The following is a 17,282-nucleotide window of genomic DNA, read 5'->3' on the forward strand; positions in this document are numbered from 1 at the left end:
ACTAAAGGGGAACCTAGGCGGGCTTGTTAGCGTCCAAGGTCAATGCGTGGACGCACACTCGCATCGTCCGTGACAGCGCTCGCCCTGGCCGGGACGGCCGGATGCGGCGGCTCCCCCGGCGACGCGCCCCGCCCCGCCCCGCCGGGGCCGGAGGTCCGGCTCGTCGCCTACGACGGCTGCGACGCCCTCCTCGACGGCCTGCGCCGCGCGACGGCCGACCAGGTCGGCCCGTACGGGCTGGGCGGCCCCGGCATGATGCCGCTCGAGGGCGACACCGCGCTGCGCAAGGGGCCGGCGGCGGCGCAGCCGGGCGTCCCGAACGCGGCGCCGCCGCCGGGCACGCCGCAGCACTCCACCACCAACTCGCACGAGCCGGGCGCGGACGAGCCCGACCTCGTCAAGACCGACGGCCGCCGCATCGTGACCGTGACCGGCGGCGAGCTGCGCGTCATCGACCCGGCGACCCGCAGGGTCGCGCACACCATGGACCTCCCCGGCTCCGGCGGCGCCTTCCGCGGCGGCGACGCGCAGCTCCTGCTCAGCGGCGACCGCGCGCTCGTGACGACCCAGCAGACGGCCATGCTCCCGATGGAGCGGCGTCCCCTCCCCGGGCCCGGCGGGTTCGACGACCTGCCGACGCCGACCCCCGTGCCGACCACGCGGCTTACGCTCGTCGACCTGTCCGCCGCCCCGAAGGTCATCGGGACGATGACCACCGAAGCCGGCTACGTCGACGCGCGGCAGACCGGCTCGACGGTGCGGGTCGTGATGCGGTCCACGCCGCGGATCCAGTTCCCCGGCGGGAACGGAGGCAAGGGCGAGAAGCAGGCGATCGAGGCGAACCGCGCCGCCGTGCTGAAAGCACCGCTCGACGCCTGGCTGCCGTCCTTCCGGACGGACGACGGCGGCGGCCGCGCCGCGACGTACCGGAGCCCGTGCGACCAGGTGAGCCGCCCGTCCTCGTACGCGGGGTCGTCGCTGCTGTCAGTGCTGACGTTCGACCTGGCGAAGGGACTCGGCGACCCGAAGGCCATCGCCGTCGCCGCCGACGGGACGACCGTCTACGGCAACGGGAAGAGCCTCTACGTCACCGGCACTCCCCCGACCCCGTACACGTGGAACTCGCCCCCTCGCGCCCCCGAGCCGCGCACCGACATCTACAAGTTCGACGTCGCCGGGACGGAACGCCCCCGCTACGTCGCGTCCGGCTCGGTGAAGGGCTTCCTGCTCAACCAGTACTCGCTGTCCGAACTGGACGGGAACCTGCGCCTGGCGACGACCACCAGCCAGATCGACACGCGGGAGCGCAAATCCGAGAGCGCGGTGTACGTCCTCGCGCAGCACGGCGCACGACTCGACGAGATCGGCCGCGTCGGCGGGCTCGGCAAGGGCGAGCGGATCTACTCCGTCCGGTTCCTCGGAACGACCGCCTACGTCGTGACGTTCCGCCAGGTCGACCCGCTCTACACGCTCGACCTGAAGGACCCGAGGCGGCCCCGGCTCGGCGGCGAGCTGAAGATCACCGGATACTCCGCGTACCTGCACCCGCTGGCGGACGGGCGGCTGCTCGGCGTCGGCCGGGACGCGGACGCATCCGGCCGCACACTCGGGCTCCAGGTCTCGCTGTTCGACGTGTCCGGCGCGCAACCTCGCAAGGTCGCCTCCTACCGGCTGCCGGACGAGTCGTCCCAGGCCGAGTTCGAGCCGCACGCGTTCCTGTACTGGCCGCAGTCCGGCCTCACCGTCATCCCGGTGATGAACCCCGGCGGCGGGACGAGCGAGGCCCTCGTCCTCAAGATCGGCGGGACGTCCATCACCAGGGCGGGGGCGGTCCGCCACCCGGACGGCGAGCGGTTCGGCAACGGCGTGAAGCGCTCGCTCGTCGTCGGGAACACCCTCTGGACGTTCTCCGACGACGGCGCCCGCGCCACCGACGCCGCCACGCTCAAGAACGCCGCGTGGCTGCCGTTCCGATGAAGAGGATCAGCGGAGGCCGGTGGAGCGGCCCAGCGCGGTCTGGATGAGCCGGTCGACGAGCGCCGGGTAGTCGAGCCCGGTCGCCGCCCACATCTGCGGGAACGCCGACGCCGGGGTGAAGCCCGGCATCGTGTTGATCTCGTTGAGGACCCAGCCGCCGTCCGGCGTGTGGAAGAAGTCGACCCGGGCGAGGCCCTCGCAGTCGAGCGCGTCGAACGCCTGCACGGCGATCCGGCGGACCTCCTCGATCGCGGCGGGCGGCAGGTCGGGCGGGATCGCCATGCTGGTCGCGCCGTCGAGGTACTTGGTCTCGAAGTCGTAGAAGTCGTGGCCGCCCGCCATCAGCACCTCGGCGGGCAGGCTGGCCTCGGCCGGGCCGTCGTCCAGGCCCTGGAGGACGCCGCACTCGATCTCGCGTCCCTCGACCGCCGCCTCCACGACGACCTTCGGGTCGTGCTCGCGAGCCGCGTCGACCGCGGCCTCGAGGTCGGCCTCGTCGGTGACGCGGCTGATGCCCATGCTCGACCCGGCGCGGGCCGGCTTGACGAACACCGCGCGGCCGTCCGCGAGCCCCAGCTCCTTGATCTCGTCGATCTTGCGCTTGCGCTCGCGCCGCCACTCCCGGTCGCCGACCAGGACGTACGGGCCGACGGGCAGGCCGCGCGCCTGCCAGACGAGCTTCATGAACCCCTTGTCCATGCCGACCGCGCTCGCCAGCACCCCGGCGCCGACGTACCGGACGCCCGCGAGGTCGAGGAGGCCCTGGATGGTGCCGTCCTCGCCGTAGGGGCCGTGCAGCAGCGGCAGCACGACGTCCACGTCGCCGAGCGTCTGCGGGACCTTGCCCTGCTCGACGACGATCAGGCCGCGGCTGTCCGGGTCGAACGGCAGCGCGAGGACGCCGCCGGAGCCCGTCACCTCGGGCAGCCGCCCGTCCTCGATGGCGAGCCGCAGGTCGGCGGGCGCGAGGACCCAGCGGCCGTCGCGGGCGATGCCGATCGGCACCACCTCGTACCGGTCCCGGTCGATGGCGGCCATGACGGCCCCCGCGGTGACGCAGGAGATCGCGTGCTCGGAGCTGCGTCCGCCGAAGACGACGGCCACGCGCGTCTTTGAAACCTGGGACATGAGGCCCGACCCTATCGGTGATCAGTCCGCGGCGGCCATGAGCGGGCCGCCCGCGCTCGCGCCCCGCCGGCGCGGGTCATACCCCGTACCGCTCGGGCTTCGGGGAGCGCGAGATCAGCGAGATCGCCGCCTCCTTGATGGGCATGCCGTGGTGCAGGACGGCGGTGACCGCCTCCGTGATCGGCATCTCCACGTTGTGCTTGCGGGCGAGCTCCAGCACCGGCTCGGACGACTTCACGCCCTCCGCCGTCTGCCTGGTGACGGCGACGACCTCGTCCAGCGTCATGCCGCGCCCGAGGTTCACGCCGAACGTCCGGTTGCGCGACAGCGGCGACATGCACGTGCCGACGAGGTCGCCCATCCCGGCGAGGCCCGCGAAGGTGTGCTCGTCCGCGCCGAGCGCCGCGCCCAGCCGGGCGATCTCGGCGAGCCCGCGGGTCATCAGCACCGCCTGCGTGCTCGCGCCGAACCCGAGCCCGGCCGCCATCCCGACGCACAGCGCGACGATGTTCTTCACCGCGCCGCCGAGCTCGCAGCCGACCACGTCCGTGGACGTGTACACGCGGAAGTACGGCGTCATCGTCGCGGCCTGGAGGCGCTGGGCGACGGTCTCGTCCGCGCAGCCCGCGACGGCCGCGCCCGGCTCGCCGGTCGCGATCTCGCGCGCCAGGTTCGGCCCGCTGAACAGCGCGACCCGATCCTCGGGGACGTCGGCGACCTCCCGGATCACCTCCGACATCCGCCGCGCCGTGCCGAGTTCGACGCCCTTCATCAGGCTGACGAGCACCGCGTCCGGCGGCAGCAGCGGCACCCACGCGGCGAGGTTGTGCCGGAGCGTCTGCGCCGGGACGGCCAGCGCGACGAAGTCGGCGCCGCGCAGCGCCTCCGCCGGGTCGAGCGTCGCCCGGACGGCCTCCGGCAGCGTCACGTCGGGCAGGTAGTCGGGGTTCTCGTGCCGCTCGTTCACCGCCTGGACGATCTCCGGGCGGCGGCCCCACAGCACGACCTCGCCGCCCGCGTCGCTGAGCAGCTTGGTGAACGTCGTCCCCCAGGACCCGGCCCCCATCACGGCCGTGCGGAACGTCACGAGCCGTCCGCCTTCCGCTCGGCGGCGGTCTCCCGGCCGGGGGCGGCCTGCTCGGGCACGGCGGGCTTGAACGCCTCGGCCGCCGCGCGACGCCGCTCCTCCAGGACGCGGTGGTGGTCGTAGCGCTCCTTCGGCGGCTGCTCGCCGCGGATCCCGGCGAGCAGGGCGGTGATCGCGGCCATGACCTCGTCGGTGGCGGCGCGGAGCGTCTCGCGGGTGAGCGGCCGTCCGGCGTACCGCGACAGGTCGACGGGCGGCCCGGCGACGACCTTCATCGTCTTGCGGGGGAACGGGTGGAGGCCCTTCTTGAGGGTCGCGGCCAGGCCCGTCTGCTCGCCCTTCTTGTAGGGCAGCAGCTCGTGCGCGCCCCAGCTCGCCACCGGGACGACCTTCGCGCCCGTGGACAGCGCCATCCGCGCCACACCCGTCTGCCCGGTCATCGGCCACAGCTCGGGGTCACGGGTGCAGGTGCCTTCCGGGTAGAACACGAGGCACTCGCCGTCCCGCAGGGCCTGCTCGGCGTCCTTGAGGGCGTGCGCCGGGTCGTCGCTGTCGCGGTGGACGGGGATCTGCCCCGTGCCGCGCAGCATGCTCTTGACGACCATCGTGTCGAACAGCGTGGACTTGGCCAGGAACACGGGGAAGCGGCCGGACTCGTACACGAAGTGGGCGAGCGCCAGCGGATCGGACTCGGAGATGTGGTTGGCGGCGATGATGACGCCGCCCTCCCCGGGCACGTTCTCCCGGCCCCGCCAGTCGCGCTTCAGCAGGCCGAACAGCAGCGGGCGCAGGATGCCGACCGTGAGCCCGCGCCAGGCGGGCGAATATCCGTGGCTCATGCCCCCTCCTCGTTCACTCCCCACACCCCGCGGCGAACGCGGGGTGTCCTCAAGTGTCGCGGTTACGTGCGCATAGTGTCGAGTTGCCATGTCTACCGCAGCGCGCAGCGCGCTTGATCTCCGTTGGTCGCTCGTGGTGCCGGTCAAGGTGCTGGCCAGGGCGAAGACCCGCATGTCCGGTGCGGCGGGGCCGCTCCGCGAGCCGCTCGCGCTCGCCGTGGCGACCGACACGGTCGCGGCGGCGCTGCGCTGCGACCGGGTCCGCACCGTGATCGTCGTCACCGACGACCCCCTTCCCGCCGCGGACCTCGCCGCGCTCGGCGCCCGCGTCGTGCCGGACGTCCCGGACGCCGGGCTGAACCCGGCCCTCGTGCACGGCGCCGGCCGGGGCCGCGAACTGGCCCCCGGCGCGGGCGTCGGAGCGCTCTCCGCCGACCTGCCCGCTTTGCGCCCTCTTGAACTCGCCCGGGTGCTGGACGCGGCCGCAGAGGCGCCGGAGGCGTTCGTCCCGGACGCGGCCGGAACGGGGACGACCCTGTACACGGCGCGTCCCGGCGTCCCGTTCGCGCCCGCCTTCGGCGCCGACTCGCGCGCCGCGCACCGCGCCCGCGGGGCCCGCGAGATCGTCCTGCCGGGGACCGACACCGTCCGGCAGGACGTCGACACCCTCGACGACCTCCGCGCCGCGCTCGCCCTCGGCGCGGGGCCGCGCACGTCCGCCGTCGCGGCGCGGCTGCCCGCGCTGGCCTAGCATTCGGCTCATGCAGGCGACGGTGAAGGCGTTCGACGCGGACACCCGGTCGGGCAGCGTGCTGCTCGACGACGGGACGGAGCTGCCCTTCGACGCGGCCGCGTTCGCGGCGGGCGGGCTGCTGCGGCTGCGGTTCGGGCAGCGGGTGAACCTCGCGGTCGACGGCGACCGGATCGCGGTCGTCACGCTGTCGACGTTCCCGCTGCCGCCCCGCTGAGCGCCCCGGAGACGCGACAGCGCCCGGGTCCCGTCAGCACGGGCCCGGGCGCTGGCGCGGCGAGCTACTTCTTGCCGGGCTACTTCTTGCCGGCCACCAGGTTCTTGAAGTCGGCGCCCGCCTTGAACTTCGGCACGGACGTCGCGGGAACCTCGATGGTCTTGCCCGTTGCGGGATTGCGGGCCGTACGGGCAGGCCGGTCGGCCTTCTCGAACGAACCGAACCCCGTGATGGCGACCTTGTCGCCCTTGGCGACGGCGGTCTGGATCGCCTCCAGGATGGCGTCGACGGCCTCGGCTGCGGCCTTCTTGCTGCCCAGCCGGTCAGAGATGGCGTCGACCAGCTCACGCTTGTTCATGGGTTACTCCTCTAGTTCCCCCCTTGCCCGAACGAAACTAAGGGACCCTCAGCATGGACACAATCACCTGCACGCACGAGTTGGCGTGTCGCTGGCGTTTTTGTCGGCCTCGCCCCCGTCTCGCCGGGTGACCGGACCGGATCCGGCCACTGCGCACGCTAACCGACGTCGGGGGCCTCGTGGAAATCGGCGAGGAACGTCTCCAGCCTCCGTGAGGCCAGTTCGGGGTCGCGTTTCGCCAGATCGGTGATCGCCAGGAGATGGCGGATGAGCCGCCGCCGGTCGTCCGGCGGCAGCGGCGCCACGGCCCGGTGAGCGTCGCGCAGCCGCCGCGCGAGCTCGGTCAGGGCCGGGTCGTCCCACTGCGGCTCGGTCCGTGGGACCGTGCTCAATTCATCCCCCCAAACGGTCGGACGGTGTGTTCGCACTAAGGGAATTCTCCCCGTTCGACATCGCCGGTCGTCCACCAGGGGGCGAAAAGGGGTCCGGCCCGCCGTCGCGGAGGACGGCGGGCCAGGCGAAACGCGCTGCGCCCGCGAGGGCGCCGGAGCGCTACAGCGTGACGGGAAGCCAGGGGGTGCGCCCGGCCTCGTAGTCGTTGATCGCGTCGGCGTGGCGGAGGGTGAGGCCGATGTCGTCCAGGCCCTCCAGGAGGCGCCAGCGGGTGTAGTCGTCGATCTCGAAGGCGGCGGTGCGGCCGTCCCAGCGGACCTCGCGCTTCTCCAGGTCGACCGTGACCTCCAGCGCCGGGTCCTTCTCGACGGCGGTTTGGAGCTCCTCGACCTGCTCGCCGGTGAGGACGACCGGCAGCAGCCCCATCTTCGTGGAGTTGTTGCGGAAGATGTCGCCGAAGCGCGGCGCGATCACGACGCGGAACCCGTACTGCTGGAGCGCCCAGACGGCGTGCTCACGCGACGAGCCCGTCCCGAAGTCGGGCCCGGCCACCAGAACGCCCGCGCCCTCGTACTGGGGCTGGTTCAGGACGAACTCCGGGTCCTCCCGCCAGGCGGAGAAGAGGCCCTTGTCGAACCCGGTGCGGCTGACCTGCTTGAGCCAGACGGCCGGGATGATCTGGTCGGTGTCGACGTTGCTGCGGCGCAGCGGCACCGCGCGCCCGCTGTAGGTGGTGAAGGCTTCCATGGCTCGTGTCCTCTACAGGTCGGCGGGAGCGGTCAGGCGGCCGGTGACGGCGGTCGCGGCGGCGACGGCCGGGGACACCAGGTGGGTGCGCCCGCCGGGGCCCTGCCGTCCCTCGAAGTTGCGGTTGGACGTGGAGGCGCTGCGCTCACCCGGGGTCAGCTTGTCCGGGTTCATCGCGAGGCACATCGAGCAGCCCGCCTCCCGCCATTCGGCGCCGGACGCGGAGATGACCGCGTCCAGGCCCTCCTCCTCGGCCTGCTTCTTGACCCGCATGGAGCCGGGGACGACCAGCATGCGGACGCCGTCGGCGACCCTGCGGCCCTCCAGCACCCCCGCGACGGCGCGCAGGTCCTCGATGCGGCCGTTGGTGCAGGAGCCGACGAAGACGGTGTCGACGGCGATGTCGCGCAGCGGCGTCCCGGCGCTGAGGCCCATGTACTCCAGGGCCCGCTCGGCGGACTGGCGCTGCACCGGGTCGTCGAACGACGCCGGGTCGGGCACGGAGTCGCCGAGCGGCAGGCCCTGGCCCGGGTTGGTGCCCCAGGTGACGAACGGCGTCAGCTCGGCCGCGTCGATCACGACCTCCTTGTCGAAGACGGCGTCGTCGTCGGTGCGCAGGGACGTCCAGTACTCGACGGCGGCGTCCCAGTCGGCGCCCCGCGGGGCGTGCGGACGGCCCTTGAGGTACTCGAAGGTCGTCTCGTCCGGGGCGATCATCCCGGCGCGGGCCCCGGCCTCGATGGACATGTTGCAGACCGTCATGCGGCCCTCCATCGACAGCGACCGGACGGCCTCGCCCCGGTACTCGACGATGTGCCCCTGCCCGCCGCCGGTGCCGATCTCGGCGATGATCGCGAGGATGAGGTCCTTGGCGGTGACGCCGTCCGGCAGCGCGCCGTCCACCGTGACGGCCATGGTCTTCGGCTTGATCTGCGGCAGCGTCTGCGTCGCGAGGACGTGTTCGACCTCACTCGTGCCGATGCCGAACGCGAGCGCGCCGAACGCGCCGTGCGTGGACGTGTGCGAGTCGCCGCACACGACCGTCATGCCCGGCTGGGTCAGCCCGAGCTGCGGCCCGATGACGTGGACGATGCCCTGCCCGTCGTCGCCCATCGGGTGCAGCCGGACGCCGAAGTCCGAGCAGTTCTTGCGCAGCGTCTCGACCTGCGTGCGCGACACCGGGTCGGCGATCGGCTTGAGCAGGTCCGTGGTCGGGACGTTGTGGTCCTCGGTGGCGATCGTGAGGTCGGGGCGGCGCACCGGGCGGCCCGCCATCCGCAGCCCGTCGAACGCCTGCGGGCTCGTGACCTCGTGGACCAGGTGAAGGTCGATGTAGAGGAGGTCGGGCTCACCCTCGGCTCGCCGTACGACGTGCGCGTCGTACACCTTCTCGGCCAGTGTCCGGCCCATCGCTCCCACCTCGTCCTTGATCGTCGCGTGCTTCGTCGCCCGCTGCGTCGCGCGGGGCGCTCCGGTGCGGCCCGCGGTTCCGGTCTGCCCGACTTGCATCTCAAATTACGAGACGGCAATATCAAGACATGGACAACTCTAGCGGAGTCGGCGTACTGGACAAAGCCGTTCTCGTGCTGAACGCGCTGGAAGCCGGGCCCGCGTCGCTCGCGCAGCTCGTCCAGACGACCGGGCTGGCCCGTCCGACCGCCCACCGGCTGGCCGTCGCGCTGGAGCACCACCGGCTCGTCCACCGGGACACCCAAGGCCGGTTCATCCTCGGCCCCCGGCTCGCCGAGCTCGCCGTCGCCGCCGGGGAGGACCGGCTGCTCGCCATCGCCCAGCCCGTCCTCGCCCAGCTCCGCGACGCCACCGGGGAGAGCGCCTCGCTGTTCCGCCGGCAGGGGGACGTCCGGGTCTGCGTCGCCGCGGCGGAGCGCACCAGCGGGCTGCGCGACACGATCCCGGTCGGCGCGGCCCTGCCGATGACCGCCGGGTCCGCCGCGCAGATCCTGCTCGCCTGGGAGGAGCCCGACCGGCTGCACCGGGGGCTGCGCGGCGCGAAGTTCGAGGCGGCGACGCTCGCGTCCGTCCGCCGCCGGGGGTGGGCGCAGAGCGTCGGCGAGCGCGAGCAGGGCGTCGGGTCGGTGTCCGCCCCGATCCGCGGCGCGGGCGGCCGGGTGGTCGCCGCCGTCTCGGTGTCCGGGCCGCTCGAACGGCTGACCCGCTCGCCCGGCCGGCTGCACGCCGCGCCCGTCGCGGCCGCCGCCGAGCGGATCTCCGAGGGGATGCGCCGCACCTCCTCCTGACGGCCGGTCGCGAATTCCCCCGGTTGCCGACGTTCCACGCAAGTCGGACGCCCGAGCGAAAGCCCAGGTATCGGCACAGCAGGTGCCGATAGCGTTGACCTCCGGCAAAGGGGGTGCGGCGGTGCAGATCTCCGAGCTCAGCGATCGGAGCGGCCTCACGGTGCAGACGATCAAGTTCTACATCCGGGAGGGCCTCCTCCCGAAGGGCTCGGCGGTGAGCGCGACGCGGTCCGAGTACGACCGCCGGCATCTGGAGCGGCTGCGGCTGATCAGCGCGCTGCGCGACGTCGGCGAGCTGCCGGTGTCGGCGATCCAGCAGATCATCGCCGCCATCGAGGACGACGGGACCAGCCTGCACGAGCTGTTCGCCATCACCCAGCACGCGATCGGCCCGCACGTCGCCGCCCCGCACGACCCGCACTGGCGCGCCGCCCGCGAGGACGTGGACGCCCTCGTCCGCGAGCTCGGCTGGCACGTCGGCGAGCGCGCCCCGGCCCGCGACCTGCTCGCGCACACCTTCGTCGCGCTGCGCCGGCTCGGCTTCCCGATCACGCTGCGCGACCTGCGCCCGTACGTGAACGCCGCGAGCGAGGTCGCCGAGCACGAGATCGGCCGGGTCGCGGACGGGACGCCCCGCGCCCGCGCCGTCCATTCCCTGCTGGTGTCGACCGTCCTCTACGAGCAGGTGCTGACGGCATTGCACAGGCTCGCCCAGGAAGACGCCTCCGCGCGGCGTTTCGGTCCGGCCTGACCTGGGACGTCCCCCCAATTCCGGGATGATAGATCGGAATTGACCATTCATATCCCGGCAATTGAGCATTTGCGGTGACCGCCTAATATTGAATGCATGAGACAGCATTCGACCACGCCGCCGAGATTCCGCAGAGTGATATGCCGGTGACCGCCGCGCAGCGTCCGGAGACCTCCGGCGACCGGTGGACCGACCGCCTGCTCGCCGAGGGCGAGGACCCGGACCCCCGCTTCTCGCTCGCCAACGAGCGCACTTTTCTGGCCTGGATCCGGACCGCGCTCGCGCTGATCGCGGGCGGGATCGGAATAGCGCTCGCCGAGAGCCTGATCGAGACGCCGCTGCGGGCGGTCCTCGCGGTCGGCTTCAGCACGGCCGGGGCGCTGGTCGCGGTGCTCGCGTTCCGCCGCTGGCTGCGCACCGAGCGGGCGCTGCGCCGCGCCGAGACGCTGCCGCTGCCCGTGCTCGCCCCCGTGATGGCCTACGGGGTGGCGGGCACGGCGCTCGCCCTGCTGATCGCCGTCCTGCTGACCCGATGAAGGTCGGCGACCCGGGCGCGCAGCCGGAGCGGACCGCGCTGGCCTGGTCCCGCACGACGCTGGCGCTGATCGTCGCCGGTTTCCTGTGCGTGCGGCTCGCGCCGACGTCGGCGGGCGCGGCCGCGGCGGGCGCCGTCGTCTGCGGCGGCGCGGCCCTGCAGATCCGGCGCGCCAGGGCGAAGCTGCACGCCCGTCGGCACGGCGTCTCGGCGGGCGAGGGCGCGGCCGACCCCGGGTCGGTGCTGTTCGCGACCGGGCTGACGGTGCTGCTCGGGGTCGTCGCGGTGCTTCTCGCGCTGCACTGAGGCATGTGGACTGAGGTATGCGTCGTGCGCATGCCTGCCGTGCGGAGTCTTCGCTGGTGACATGGCCGCTGGACGCATAGCGTCGGTCGCGCCATGACACGAATCGCCTTTCTCGGACTCGGGCGCATGGGCGCCCCCATGGCCGGACGGCTCCTCGCCGCCGGTCACGACCTGTCTGTCTGGAACCGCACGCCCGCGAGGGCCGCGCCGCTCTCGGGGGCCGGCGCCGCCGTCCACGGGACGCCGCGCGCCGCCGCCGCCGGACGCGACGTGGTGATCACGATGCTCACCGACGCCGCCGCCGTCGAGGACGTGCTCTTCGGCCCGGAAGGCGCGGCCGGGGCGCTGGCGCCCGGCGCGGTGGTCGTCGACATGTCGACGATCGGGCCGGACGCCGTCGCGCGCGTCCGCTCCCGGCTGCCGGACGGGGTCGGCCTCGTCGACGCGCCCGTGTCGGGGAGCGTCCCGCAGGCGGAGACCGGCGAGCTGGCGATCCTCGCGGGCGGGCTGGACGCCGACCTCGCCCGCTGCGCCGCCGCGCTGGAGCCGCTCGGCCGCGTCCGGCACGTCGGCCCGCCGGGCGCGGGCGCGGCGCTGAAGCTGGTGGTGAACGGCGTCCTCGTCGGGAACTTCGCCGTGCTCGGCGAGGTCCTCGCCGCCGCCGACCGGCGCGGCGTCGACACCGGCGCGGCGCTGGACGCGCTCGCCCGGATCAGCCCGCAGGCGGCGCGGCTGCGCGACGCGGTCCCGGGCGCCCCGCCCCGCTTCACGGTCGCCCTCGCGGCCAAGGACCTCACCCTCGCCCTGGACGGCGCCGACCTGGGCGGTGTGCTGCCCGCCGTCAGGGACCGGGTGGACGCCGCGCTCGCCGCCGGGCTCGGCGGCCACGACCTCACCGCACTCCCCGACCACGTCAGGAGGACCGCGCCGATGCGCGTCACGTTCGACAACCCCGCGACCGTCCCCGCTCCGCCGAACCCCGCTTACTCGCACACCGCCCACGTGACGCCGGGCTCGATGCTCTACGTGTCGGGGCAGATCGCCCTGGACGAGAGCGGCAAGGTCGACGCGCCGGGCGACATGACCCGCCAATCCGAGGTGGTCATGTCGCTGCTGGAGCGGATCCTCGCCGCGCACGGCGCGGGCTTCGCCGACGTCGTCAACATCCGGACGTTCGTCACCGACATGGACCGGCTCGCCGAGTACGGGGCCGTCCGCGCCCGGTGCTTCACCGGCCCGCCGCCGACGAGCACGACCGTCGAGGTGTCGCGCCTGTTCCACCCGGACGCGCTGCTGGAGGTGGAGATCGTCGCCGCCCTCCCCTAGCGGCCCTCCCTAGCGGCCCAGGTCTTCGGCCACGTCGCGGAGGACGGCGAGGAACGCGGTGACGGGCGGCGACCTGCGGGCGTGCCGCCCGATCGCCGCGTACACGGTGCGGCGGGCGGGCGCGGCGGACGCGAGCGGACGCAGCGCGACGTCGTCCCTGGACATCGCGGCGGCCGCGAGCGCGGGCACCAGCGTCACCCCGAACCCCGCCGCGACCAGGCCCAGCTTGGACACCCACTCGGCGACCCGCAGCGGCGTCTGCGGGACGAACCCGGCCGCCTCGCAGCGGGCGCGGAGCGCGGCGACCGCGTCGGGCTGGTCGGCGACGATCCACGGCTCGTCGGCCAGCTCGCGGAGCGGAACGCGGTCGCGCCCGGCGAGCCGGTGCCCGCTCGGCAGCGCGACGAGCAGCGCGTCGTCCAGCAGCTCGACGAGGTCCCCGGCGGGGATCGACGGCAGCGTGTGCGTGCTGACGACGGCGAGGTCGAGGTCGCCCGCCTCCAACATCGGCAGCAGGCGCTCGGTCGTCCCCTCCCGCAGCAGCGGCCGGACGCCCGGGTGCCGCTCCCGGAACCGGGCGAGGGCGCGCGGCACCAGCGCGGCGTTGGCGGTGGGAAACGCGCCGAGCCGCAGCGTGCCGGTGTCGAGGCGGCGCAGCCCCTCCAGCGCGCGGGCGGTGTCGGCGAGCCGGTCGAGCAGGCCGCGCGCGTGCGGGAGGAGGTGCTCCCCGGCCGGGGTCGGGCGGACGCCGCGGGCGCCGCGCGCGAACAGCTCCACGCCGCACACGTCCTCCAGCGCCGCGATCTGCCGGGAGACGGCCGACTGGGTGTAGCCGCCGGCGGCCGCGGCGGCGGTGAACGAGCCGAGGTCGGCGACGGCGACGAACGTCCGCAGCAGGACGGGGTCGAGGGCCTCTGCGCGCATCCCCGCAGGATACGGCGGCCTGGCCGGAGTCCAGGACGCGCCGCCGGATAGGGTCGCCGCATGCCCGACCGCCGCGCTTTCGTCAGCCTGGCCACCGACTTCGGCGCCGCTTACACGGGGATCTGCGCGGGCGTCGTCCACCGGATCGCCCCGGCGGCGACCGTGCTGGTGCTGACCGACGAGATCACGCCGTTCGACGTCCGGGAGGGCGCGATGCTGCTGCGGCAGGCGCTCCCGTACCTGCCGGTCGGCGTGCACACCGGGATCGTCGACCCGGGCGTCGGCACGCCGCGCCGCCCGGTCGCGATCGAGACGGGGCGCGGGGACGTGCTGGTCGGCCCCGACAACGGCCTGCTGGTCCCGGCGGCGGAGGCGCTCGGCGGGATCGTGCGGGCGCACGTCCTTGCGGAACCGGCGTACCGGCTGCCGGAGGTGTCCGCGTCCTTCCACGGGCGGGACGTCTTCGCCCCCGCGGCCGCGCACCTCGCCACCGGCGTGGACGTCGCCGCCCTCGGCGCGCCGGTCGAGCCGCTGCCGCTGGACGTCCCGCCTCCGTCGGTGCGGGACGGCGAGTTGGCGGCGCCCGTCCTGTACACCGACCGCTACGGCAGCCTCGTCCTCGGCGCGGGGCCGGACCACCTCGCCGCCGCGTTCGGCCCCCTGCCGCACGGCGCCGTCCTTGCCCTGACCTGGACCGATCCGGACGGACGGGAGCACTCCGCCCGCGTCCCGTTCGTGGCGACGTTCGGCAGCGTCGCGATCGGCGAGCCGCTGGTGTGGGTGGACTCGTCCGGCTGGCTCGGCCTGGCCGTCAACCAGGGCTCGGCGGCGGGCGCCTTCCGCGTCGCCGGGACGCTGACCCTGCGTGTAGCAGACTGACCGCTATGACCGATCTCGACGTGGTCGCCTGGGTCCAGGTGTCGGACGGCCGGATGCTCGCCGTCCGCTCCCGGGGCCGCGACCTCCTCTACCTCCCCGGCGGCAAGCGGGAGCGGGGCGAGGACGACTGGACGGCCCTGTCCCGCGAGGTCCGCGAGGAACTCGCCCTCGAACTGGACGAGGCGTCGTTCCGCGAGCTGGGCGTGGTCCGCGCCCCCGCGCACGACCAGCCCGACTTCGAGCACGTGCGGATGGCCTGCTTCACGGCGTCCTACCAGGGCTCGATCGCCGCGGCGGGCGAGGTGGACGAGTACGTCTACGTCGCCCCCGCCGAACGCCGCCTCCTGGCCCCCGCCGCCCAGGCGGCCCTGGACCTGGCGCACCGGAACGGCCTCCTCACCTGAGCCTTCCTCCGTTTCAACGGTGAACCCGACGCGCGAACCCTTGAAACGGACGACCGACTTGCCAGAAATGGCCGCATCCGGCACTGAATCGACGTTTGTGCAGGTTATCCGGCTATGATCCCCTCGACCGCGTCGCGTGAGAAGCCGGGGGATCCGATGGCGGAGGTTGACCATTTCTCCTACGGGGTGCTGACGCCGGTCCTGGCCTATCTCATGTCCGTCATCGGCTCGCTGCTCGGGCTGCTGTGCACGGCACGCGCGCGGGTCTCGGCCGGACGCGCCCGCGCCGCGTGGCTGGCCCTCGCGGCGCTGGCGATCGGCTGGACCGGGATCTGGGTGATGCACTTCATCGCCATGCTCGGCTTCAGCGTGGGAGGCGCCGAGATCCGCTACGACGTTCCGCGCACCATCCTGAGCTGCGTGATCGCCGTCGTGGTGGTGGCGGCCGGGCTGTTCCTCGTGGGCTTTCGCGAGGCCGGGCGCGGCGCCATCGTCACGGGCGGCGTCGTCATGGGGATCGGCGTGGCGAGCATGCACTACCTCGGCATGGCGGCGATGAACATGCCGGGCCACATCGGCTACCAGCCTGGACTCGTGGCGGCCTCGGTGGCGATCGCGGTGGTGGCGGCGTCGGCGGCGCTCCTGTTCGCGCTGCGCGTGCGGGGCGCGTGGGCGACCGCCGGGGCCGCGCTGATCATGGGCGTCGCGGTGACCGGCATGCACTACACGGGCATGGCGGCGATGCGCGTCACCATGCACCACGACATGGCGCCCCCGACCGGCGCGACCGCGACCGACTTCCTCGTGCCGCTCATCGGCGCGATCGGCGTCGTGTCGATCGTCCTGCTGGCGATCGTCGCGATGGCGCCGAGCGAGGACGAGATGCGCATCGAGGCCGAGTTGCGGGAACGCATCCAGGCGCGGCGGGAGATCCGGCCGCCTTACCCGCCCTACCCGCCGATGCCGCCGACGGAACCGTCGCGGACCCGCTCCCCCGCCGAATGGTTCGACGGCTGACCGCGAGGCCGTCCTTCACGCGGCGAGCGCGATCCCGCTGCCGACGCCGAGCACCAGCGAGACGGCGGCGGCCGCGACCGCGACCGCCAGCGGGGCCCGGGACGGCGGCGGGCGGCCGTCCGACCGTCCGAACAGCGGGACGATCCACCGCAGGTAGTAGAAGACGCTCGCGACCGTGTTGACGGCGGCGACGGCCGCGAGCCAGGCGTAGCCGCCCTCCAGCGCGGCGCCGAACATCAGCACCTTCCCGACGAAGACGGCGGTGGGCGGCGTCCCGACGAGGCCGAGCAGGCAGACGATCAGCGACAGCCCGGCCGCCGGGGACCTGCGCAGCAGCCCGGTGTACCCGGCGAGGTCGTCCCGGCCGCAGGCGAGGACGACGGCGAACGCGCCCACGTTCGTCACCGCGTACGCCGCGACGTAGAACAGCACGGCCGGACGGGCGAGGTCGGCGCGTCCCGCCATGGCGACGGGGACGAGCAGGTACCCCGCCTGGCTGACGGTCGAGTACGCGAGCAACCGCCGGACGTTGTCCTGCCCGAAGGCGGCGAGGTTCCCGAGCGTCATCGTGGCGGCGGCCACCACGGCGACGAGCGGCGCCCAGCCGCCGGGCGCCGTCTCCGCGCCGAACCGGAACAGCGCCGCGAACGCACCGATCTTCGGGACGGTGGTGACATAGGCCGCGATGGCGGGCGGCGCGCCCTCGGTCACGTCCGGGACCCAGAAGTGCCCGGGAACGGCGCCCGCCTTGAACAGCAGCCCGGCGAGCAGCGCGACGACACCGGCGGCCATCGCGGCGGGCGGGGCGTCGGCCAGCCCGGCGCGCAGCGTGTCGTAGGCGGTGCCGCGCCCGACCCCGTAGAGCAGCGTCACTCCGGCGAGCATCACGACGCCGAGGAACGCGCCCATCAGGTAGTACTTCAGCGCGGCCTCGGTGCCGGGCGCGTCCTTGCCGAACCCGGCGAGCGCGTACGCGGGGATGCTCGCCAGCAGGTACGCGCCGACGAGCACCAGCAGGTCGGACGTCGCGCCCAGCACCATCGCGCCGAGCGCCGACAGCAGGATCAGCGCGTAGTGCTCGCTCTCACGCGGGTGGTCGCGCACCTCCCCGGCGGCGAGCACGACGACGAGCAGCGTCGAGCCCAGGACGGCGATCCGCGTGACGTGGGTGACCGGGTCGACGGCGAACGACCCGAACGCCATCAGGTCGGGTCGCGACGCCGCGACCCCGGCGGCGGCCAGCCCGAACACGAGCCCGATGGCGCAGACCACGGCGACGCGCCACTGCTTCGTCCGAGGCAGGAACAGGCCGTTGACCAGGCCGAGCACGGCGGCGAGCAACACGCACAACTCGGGCGCGAGATCGGCCGGGTTCTCGTTCATGG

General features: G+C 73.8%; 20 protein-coding genes. 11 read left to right on the forward strand and 9 right to left on the reverse strand.

Going from position 1 to position 17,282, the window contains the following annotated elements:
- Positions 1–69: 69 nt before the first annotated feature.
- Positions 70–1,977 carry a beta-propeller domain-containing protein gene (locus FXF65_RS27460; RefSeq protein ID WP_222868754.1) on the forward strand — a complete coding sequence of 636 codons (1,908 nt, stop codon included), beginning with the start codon at positions 70–72 and terminating at the stop codon, positions 1,975–1,977.
- A gap of 6 nt (positions 1,978–1,983) precedes the next feature.
- On the opposite strand, the gene FXF65_RS27465 is transcribed toward FXF65_RS27460, so the two are convergent.
- The 3 genes from FXF65_RS27465 to FXF65_RS27475 all read right to left on the reverse strand — a co-directional run bounded on the left by FXF65_RS27465 (position 1,984) and on the right by FXF65_RS27475 (position 5,031).
- Complete coding sequence (locus FXF65_RS27465; RefSeq protein WP_148352897.1) at positions 1,984–3,105, reverse strand: D-alanine--D-alanine ligase family protein; 1,122 nt, start codon at positions 3,103–3,105, stop codon at positions 1,984–1,986.
- 76 nt (positions 3,106–3,181) lie between these two features.
- The gene (locus FXF65_RS27470) at positions 3,182–4,171 is read right to left on the reverse strand and encodes an NAD(P)H-dependent glycerol-3-phosphate dehydrogenase (RefSeq protein WP_148353024.1); all 990 of its coding nucleotides are present in this window, start codon (positions 4,169–4,171) and stop codon (positions 3,182–3,184) included.
- Positions 4,172–4,188: 17 nt separating this feature from the next.
- Positions 4,189–5,031 (reverse strand): lysophospholipid acyltransferase family protein, encoded by an 843-nt coding sequence (locus FXF65_RS27475; protein WP_148352898.1) that lies wholly within the window; start codon positions 5,029–5,031, stop codon positions 4,189–4,191.
- Positions 5,032–5,119: 88 nt separating this feature from the next.
- Between FXF65_RS27475 and cofC the strand changes: the two genes are divergently transcribed.
- Positions 5,120–5,782, forward strand: coding sequence for a 2-phospho-L-lactate guanylyltransferase (gene cofC, locus FXF65_RS27480; RefSeq protein ID WP_148352899.1), 663 nt, complete (start codon positions 5,120–5,122; stop codon positions 5,780–5,782).
- Between the two features lie 10 nt (positions 5,783–5,792).
- Entirely contained in the window at positions 5,793–5,999 is a 207-nt protein-coding gene (locus FXF65_RS27485) for a hypothetical protein (RefSeq protein ID WP_148352900.1), read from the forward strand.
- A gap of 79 nt (positions 6,000–6,078) precedes the next feature.
- On the opposite strand, the gene FXF65_RS27490 is transcribed toward FXF65_RS27485, so the two are convergent.
- From FXF65_RS27490 to leuC, 4 genes are all read right to left on the reverse strand, one after another.
- Positions 6,079–6,357 carry an HU family DNA-binding protein gene (locus FXF65_RS27490; RefSeq protein ID WP_026403810.1) on the reverse strand — a complete coding sequence of 93 codons (279 nt, stop codon included), beginning with the start codon at positions 6,355–6,357 and terminating at the stop codon, positions 6,079–6,081.
- 158 nt (positions 6,358–6,515) lie between these two features.
- Entirely contained in the window at positions 6,516–6,749 is a 234-nt protein-coding gene (locus FXF65_RS27495) for an SCO5555 family protein (RefSeq protein ID WP_148352901.1), read from the reverse strand.
- Between the two features lie 160 nt (positions 6,750–6,909).
- The gene (gene leuD, locus FXF65_RS27500) at positions 6,910–7,497 is read right to left on the reverse strand and encodes a 3-isopropylmalate dehydratase small subunit (protein WP_148352902.1); all 588 of its coding nucleotides are present in this window, start codon (positions 7,495–7,497) and stop codon (positions 6,910–6,912) included.
- Positions 7,498–7,509: 12 nt separating this feature from the next.
- Entirely contained in the window at positions 7,510–8,907 is a 1,398-nt protein-coding gene (gene leuC, locus FXF65_RS27505; protein ID WP_148353025.1) for a 3-isopropylmalate dehydratase large subunit, read from the reverse strand.
- 128 nt (positions 8,908–9,035) lie between these two features.
- Here leuC and FXF65_RS27510 point away from each other — a divergent pair, with 128 nt between their 5' ends.
- The 5 genes from FXF65_RS27510 to FXF65_RS27530 all read left to right on the forward strand — a co-directional run bounded on the left by FXF65_RS27510 (position 9,036) and on the right by FXF65_RS27530 (position 12,673).
- Positions 9,036–9,755, forward strand: coding sequence for an IclR family transcriptional regulator (locus FXF65_RS27510; RefSeq protein ID WP_148352903.1), 720 nt, complete (start codon positions 9,036–9,038; stop codon positions 9,753–9,755).
- Positions 9,756–9,876: 121 nt separating this feature from the next.
- Positions 9,877–10,506 carry a MerR family transcriptional regulator gene (locus FXF65_RS27515; protein WP_148352904.1) on the forward strand — a complete coding sequence of 210 codons (630 nt, stop codon included), beginning with the start codon at positions 9,877–9,879 and terminating at the stop codon, positions 10,504–10,506.
- A 92-nt stretch (positions 10,507–10,598) separates the two neighbouring features.
- Positions 10,599–11,042, forward strand: a complete 444-nt coding sequence (locus FXF65_RS27520; protein WP_246199135.1) for a YidH family protein — start codon at positions 10,599–10,601, stop codon at positions 11,040–11,042.
- Entirely contained in the window at positions 11,039–11,347 is a 309-nt protein-coding gene (locus FXF65_RS27525; protein WP_148352905.1) for a DUF202 domain-containing protein, read from the forward strand. Before FXF65_RS27520 ends, FXF65_RS27525 begins: the two co-directional genes overlap by 4 nt.
- Positions 11,348–11,440: 93 nt before the next feature.
- The gene (locus FXF65_RS27530) at positions 11,441–12,673 is read left to right on the forward strand and encodes an NAD(P)-binding domain-containing protein (protein WP_148352906.1); all 1,233 of its coding nucleotides are present in this window, start codon (positions 11,441–11,443) and stop codon (positions 12,671–12,673) included.
- A gap of 9 nt (positions 12,674–12,682) precedes the next feature.
- Here the strand turns inward: FXF65_RS27530 and FXF65_RS27535 are convergent, their stop codons facing one another.
- Positions 12,683–13,597, reverse strand: a complete 915-nt coding sequence (locus FXF65_RS27535; RefSeq protein ID WP_148352907.1) for a LysR family transcriptional regulator — start codon at positions 13,595–13,597, stop codon at positions 12,683–12,685.
- A 60-nt stretch (positions 13,598–13,657) separates the two neighbouring features.
- On the opposite strand from FXF65_RS27535, the gene FXF65_RS27540 reads away from it, so the two are divergent.
- From FXF65_RS27540 to FXF65_RS27550, 3 genes are all read left to right on the forward strand, one after another.
- A complete protein-coding gene (locus tag FXF65_RS27540; RefSeq protein WP_148352908.1) occupies positions 13,658–14,476 on the forward strand; it encodes an SAM hydrolase/SAM-dependent halogenase family protein in 819 nt (272 codons plus the stop codon).
- 5 nt (positions 14,477–14,481) lie between these two features.
- Positions 14,482–14,880: an NUDIX hydrolase gene (locus tag FXF65_RS27545; RefSeq protein ID WP_148352909.1), complete on the forward strand. Its 399-nt coding sequence runs from the start codon at positions 14,482–14,484 to the stop codon at positions 14,878–14,880.
- 156 nt (positions 14,881–15,036) lie between these two features.
- Positions 15,037–15,897: an MHYT domain-containing protein gene (locus FXF65_RS27550; protein ID WP_148352910.1), complete on the forward strand. Its 861-nt coding sequence runs from the start codon at positions 15,037–15,039 to the stop codon at positions 15,895–15,897.
- Positions 15,898–15,912: 15 nt separating this feature from the next.
- Here the strand turns inward: FXF65_RS27550 and FXF65_RS27555 are convergent, their stop codons facing one another.
- Complete coding sequence (locus tag FXF65_RS27555; protein WP_148352911.1) at positions 15,913–17,280, reverse strand: NADH-quinone oxidoreductase subunit N; 1,368 nt, start codon at positions 17,278–17,280, stop codon at positions 15,913–15,915.
- Positions 17,281–17,282: the final 2 nt, after the last annotated feature.

The organism is Actinomadura syzygii, from assembly GCF_008085905.1.
In the GTDB taxonomy this organism is placed as follows: Bacteria; Actinomycetota; Actinomycetes; order Streptosporangiales; family Streptosporangiaceae; genus Spirillospora; species Spirillospora syzygii.

Coding starts and splice junctions, on each gene's coding strand:
- FXF65_RS27465 (WP_148352897.1), bottom strand. CDS start 3,105: ATGTCCCAGGTTTCAAAGACGCGCGTGGCCGTCGTCTTCGGCGGACGC.
- FXF65_RS27470 (WP_148353024.1), bottom strand. CDS start 4,171: ATGGGGGCCGGGTCCTGGGGGACGACGTTCACCAAGCTGCTCAGCGAC.
- FXF65_RS27475 (WP_148352898.1), bottom strand. CDS start 5,031: ATGAGCCACGGATATTCGCCCGCCTGGCGCGGGCTCACGGTCGGCATC.
- cofC (WP_148352899.1), top strand. CDS start 5,120: ATGTCTACCGCAGCGCGCAGCGCGCTTGATCTCCGTTGGTCGCTCGTG.
- FXF65_RS27485 (WP_148352900.1), top strand. CDS start 5,793: ATGCAGGCGACGGTGAAGGCGTTCGACGCGGACACCCGGTCGGGCAGC.
- FXF65_RS27490 (WP_026403810.1), bottom strand. CDS start 6,357: ATGAACAAGCGTGAGCTGGTCGACGCCATCTCTGACCGGCTGGGCAGC.
- leuD (WP_148352902.1), bottom strand. CDS start 7,497: ATGGAAGCCTTCACCACCTACAGCGGGCGCGCGGTGCCGCTGCGCCGC.
- leuC (WP_148353025.1), bottom strand. CDS start 8,907: ATGGGCCGGACACTGGCCGAGAAGGTGTACGACGCGCACGTCGTACGG.
- FXF65_RS27510 (WP_148352903.1), top strand. CDS start 9,036: ATGGACAACTCTAGCGGAGTCGGCGTACTGGACAAAGCCGTTCTCGTG.
- FXF65_RS27520 (WP_246199135.1), top strand. CDS start 10,599: ATGCATGAGACAGCATTCGACCACGCCGCCGAGATTCCGCAGAGTGAT.
- FXF65_RS27525 (WP_148352905.1), top strand. CDS start 11,039: ATGAAGGTCGGCGACCCGGGCGCGCAGCCGGAGCGGACCGCGCTGGCC.
- FXF65_RS27530 (WP_148352906.1), top strand. CDS start 11,441: ATGACACGAATCGCCTTTCTCGGACTCGGGCGCATGGGCGCCCCCATG.
- FXF65_RS27535 (WP_148352907.1), bottom strand. CDS start 13,597: ATGCGCGCAGAGGCCCTCGACCCCGTCCTGCTGCGGACGTTCGTCGCC.
- FXF65_RS27540 (WP_148352908.1), top strand. CDS start 13,658: ATGCCCGACCGCCGCGCTTTCGTCAGCCTGGCCACCGACTTCGGCGCC.
- FXF65_RS27545 (WP_148352909.1), top strand. CDS start 14,482: ATGACCGATCTCGACGTGGTCGCCTGGGTCCAGGTGTCGGACGGCCGG.
- FXF65_RS27550 (WP_148352910.1), top strand. CDS start 15,037: ATGGCGGAGGTTGACCATTTCTCCTACGGGGTGCTGACGCCGGTCCTG.
- FXF65_RS27555 (WP_148352911.1), bottom strand. CDS start 17,280: ATGAACGAGAACCCGGCCGATCTCGCGCCCGAGTTGTGCGTGTTGCTC.